The 3,286-nt window shown below is 67.6% G+C and carries 5 protein-coding genes; all 5 read left to right on the forward strand.

What is annotated here, in order from left to right; genetic code table 11:
* Positions 1-112 precede the first annotated feature (112 nt).
* The 5 genes from ACLFQI_RS12830 to ACLFQI_RS12850 all read left to right on the forward strand — a co-directional run bounded on the left by ACLFQI_RS12830 (position 113) and on the right by ACLFQI_RS12850 (position 3,178).
* Entirely contained in the window at positions 113-319 is a 207-nt protein-coding gene (locus ACLFQI_RS12830) for a hypothetical protein (protein ID WP_410759895.1), read from the forward strand.
* A 62-nt stretch (positions 320-381) separates the two neighbouring features.
* Positions 382-780, forward strand: a complete 399-nt coding sequence (locus ACLFQI_RS12835; RefSeq protein WP_410759896.1) for a single-stranded DNA-binding protein — start codon at positions 382-384, stop codon at positions 778-780.
* Between the two features lie 43 nt (positions 781-823).
* Positions 824-952, forward strand: coding sequence for a hypothetical protein (locus ACLFQI_RS12840; RefSeq protein ID WP_410759898.1), 129 nt, complete (start codon positions 824-826; stop codon positions 950-952).
* A gap of 91 nt (positions 953-1,043) precedes the next feature.
* Positions 1,044-2,087 carry a recombinase RecT gene (locus ACLFQI_RS12845; protein WP_410759900.1) on the forward strand — a complete coding sequence of 348 codons (1,044 nt, stop codon included), beginning with the start codon at positions 1,044-1,046 and terminating at the stop codon, positions 2,085-2,087.
* Positions 2,088-2,164: 77 nt separating this feature from the next.
* Positions 2,165-3,178 (forward strand): YqaJ viral recombinase family protein, encoded by a 1,014-nt coding sequence (locus tag ACLFQI_RS12850; protein WP_410759902.1) that lies wholly within the window; start codon positions 2,165-2,167, stop codon positions 3,176-3,178.
* Positions 3,179-3,286 lie beyond the last annotated feature (108 nt).

Genomic DNA, 3,286 nt, shown 5'->3' on the forward strand with positions numbered 1-3,286 from the left:
CAAACGCGTCCATTGATTCACCCGTCGCCGCTGTGGCGACGCTCAGCATCCACCGCGCGAGTGCCGCGCCTCGACACGCCGGCGCGACCTCCCACCGTTCAGGAGAGCCCCGATGCCCGCGCATCCCTCGCCATCCAGCGCACGCCATCCACTGTGGCGCCTCCGCCGCCGCCTCGTGCGGCGCCTGAAGGTGCGGTTCTGGCAACTGCGCGATCGTCTTTACCCACCGGCCATCGAGCCCTGGTCAGACGATGATCAGACCTATGCCGAGTACGAGGCACCGAGCTGTCAACGTCGGCGCCAACGCAAGCAGGCCTGATCAACCCCACCCGGCAGGCGGCAAGACCGTCGCCATCCCTTTCCTCACCAGGAGCGCCACCCATGCTCAACAAGGTCCAACTGATCGGTCATCTCGGCCGCGATCCAGAACAACGCCAGACCAAGGATGGCCACGCTGTCACCACGCTGTCACTGGCCACCAGCGAGCGCTGGAAAGACCAGACCGGCCAGCGCCAGGAGCGCACCGAATGGCACCGCATCGTGCTGTTCAAGCGCAGCGCCGAGGTCGCCGGTCAGTACCTGACCAAGGGCTCGCGGGTGTATCTCGAAGGCCGCCTGCAGACCCGCCAATGGCAGGATCAGGCCGGTCAGGAGCGCACCACCACCGAGATCATCGCCGAGCGCATGACCATGCTCGGCAACAAAGGCGCCGCCAACGGCGCCGCACCCGGTTCAGCGCCCACCGACGCGACCCCTTTCGACGATGAACTGCCGTTCTGAACGCGGCTCAGCGTCGGCCTGGGCGCGCTGCGAGCTGCGCGCCATGGCCCGCGCTCTGCGCAAGCGTGCCCGGATGATGCGCCGCTGCAGTCTGCGCAGTCTGGATCAGAATCGACGCCATGCCGAACGCCTGGAGCAGCGAGCGCAGCGCCTTGAGCGTCTGACCCGCTGAGCCCCAACCCGCACCCCTAACCCACTCACCCACGCCGGGCATCGGTCCCCTGCGGGGCCGGTCCCGGCCTGTCGCACACCGGAGGATCCTGATGACCTCGACGAACCCGGCGATGACCGCTGTGGATCAGCCGCGGATCCCGATGCCGGCACTCGATCCGGCCCTGAACCTGACCCCTAGCACCTGGAAAGTGCTGACCGATTCGATCTTCCCCTCGGCCAAGACCGCTGAAGGGATTCTGCTCGCGGTGCACTACTGCGCGGCGCGCAACCTCGACATCATGAAGCGCCCGGTGCATGTGGTGCCGATGTACTCCAAGGCTCAGGGCCGGGAGATCGAGACGGTCTGGCCCGGCATCGCCGAGCTGCAGACCACCGCCGCACGCACCGGCCAGTGGGCCGGCATCGATCCACCGCGCTTCGGCCCGCTGTGCGAGCGCACCTTCAGTGGGCGCATCAAGCGCAATGGCACCTGGCAGGATCTCGAGAGCAGCGTCAGCTTCCCCGAGTGGTGCGAGGTGACCGTCTATCGCATCGTCGCCGGTCAGCGCTGTGCCTTCACCGAACCGGTGTTCTGGCTCGAGACCTACGCCCGTTATGGCGGTGCCTTCTCCGAGCTGCCGGCCGATATGTGGCTGAAGCGCCCGCGCGGACAGCTGATGAAATGCGCCAAGGCCGCCTCGCTGCGCGCCGCCTTCCCCGAGGAGGCGACTTACACCGCCGAAGAGATGGAAGGCAAGGTGATCGAGAGCGATACGCCCTTGCCGATGGCGGGGGCGGCGCAGGAGATCGGCTCGACCAAGCGCCGACCGACACCCAGCGAGACCGAAAATGCTGAGGGTGGCGCTGTTGAACCCCAGTCGTCCGCACCAGAGACCCTCGCGCCGGAGCCCAGTCGTGCTGCGGAAACGCCCACCCGCGCAGCCGAGCCCGAAGCGACGATGAAACCGCGCATCGACAAGGTCATTGCCCGCGCGGCCGAGAACGCCGCCTGGACCCAGGCCGAACAGTACCTGCGCGATCGCTGCAGTGGGCCGGATCTGGCCTATGCCCTGCGGGCACTGGCGGTGGCTCAGACCCAGCCGCAAACCGACAAGCCGTCGCACGCCGACGCCGACCCACGCCAGGCCGCCTGAACCGGCCTGCTGTCATTCCCCCTGCCGGGCGCCCCTCCCGCTCGGGATCGGTGCGCCCGGCTCACCGAGGACCACCGATGAAGATCATCGATATCGCCCAACGCACACCCGCCTGGCAGCAGTGGCGCGCCCAGGGCATCACTGCCTCCGAGGCCGCGATCATTCTCGATCGCTCGCCCTACAAGACGCGCTGGCGGCTCTGGGCCGAGCGCACCGGACTCGCCCGTGCGCCCGATCTATCGCGCAACCCGCAGGTGCAGCGCGGCAACCAGCTCGAGGATGCCGCCCGCCAGTGGTTCGAGCACGCCTATGACACCCTGCTGATGCCGCTGTGCGCGGAAGCGGACGACGAGCCGATCCTGCGCGCGTCCTTTGATGGCATCAACGATGCCGGCGAGCCGGTGGAGCTGAAGGTGCCGAGTGCCAGGACCTATCAGGCGGTTTGCGCACAGGGACGCGAGGCGGATGCCTATCGGTTGTATCTGCCCCAGGTGCAGCATCAGCTCTATGTCGCCGGCGCCGAGAAAGGCTATCTGGTGTTCCATCAGGATGCACAGACCAACACCGTGTTCGAGATCGCCCGCGATCCGGATCTGATCGAGACCCTGGTCGAACAGGCGCTGGCCTTTTGGGCGCTGATCCAGCACCGCCAGGAGCCGGCCAAGGATCCCGTGCGCGATCTCTATCTCCCGCCGCCGGAGCAGGCGGAGGACTGGAACGCGCTCGCCGGCCGCTATCGTGACGCCTGGCGTGAAGCCCGCGCGCATGAGGCCGACCTCAAACGCTGCAAGACCGAGCTGGATCGGCTGCAGACCGATCTGGTGGCGATGATGGGCGAGGCCCTGATGGCCGAGTCGGCCGGACTGCGCATCACGCGCTTCTGCGCCAACGGCAGCGTCGATTATCCGGCGCTGGTGGCGGCGCTGTTGCCGCAACTGCCAAGCGAGACGCTGGAGCAGTACCGGCGCAAGCCGAGTGAACGGGTCCGCGTCACGGTGCAGGAGGACCCGGCCAAGGCGGCAATCGACTTCGATGCCGAGGCCGTGGCGCAGGCGGCGAAACAGGCCGCGGCGAAGGATTTCTACTTCTGAGTCGCGACCGCTGACCTCGCCTCACGCTAACCGACCTTCAAGTCGGCGCTAAGCGACATGTCATCCCAGACCGTCCTGCCCGCGGGCAGGCGGTCTGCCCCAGGATCT

The organism is Halochromatium sp. (assembly GCF_046541315.1).
Classification (GTDB): domain Bacteria; phylum Pseudomonadota; class Gammaproteobacteria; order Chromatiales; family Chromatiaceae; genus Lamprobacter.

Excerpts from the sequence above, each read along its gene's own strand:
- ACLFQI_RS12840 (WP_410759898.1), top strand. The coding sequence starts at position 824 with ATGGCCCGCGCTCTGCGCAAGCGTGCCCGGATGATGCGCCGCTGCAGT.
- ACLFQI_RS12835 (WP_410759896.1), top strand. The coding sequence starts at position 382 with ATGCTCAACAAGGTCCAACTGATCGGTCATCTCGGCCGCGATCCAGAA.
- ACLFQI_RS12830 (WP_410759895.1), top strand. The coding sequence starts at position 113 with ATGCCCGCGCATCCCTCGCCATCCAGCGCACGCCATCCACTGTGGCGC.
- ACLFQI_RS12845 (WP_410759900.1), top strand. The coding sequence starts at position 1,044 with ATGACCTCGACGAACCCGGCGATGACCGCTGTGGATCAGCCGCGGATC.
- ACLFQI_RS12850 (WP_410759902.1), top strand. The coding sequence starts at position 2,165 with ATGAAGATCATCGATATCGCCCAACGCACACCCGCCTGGCAGCAGTGG.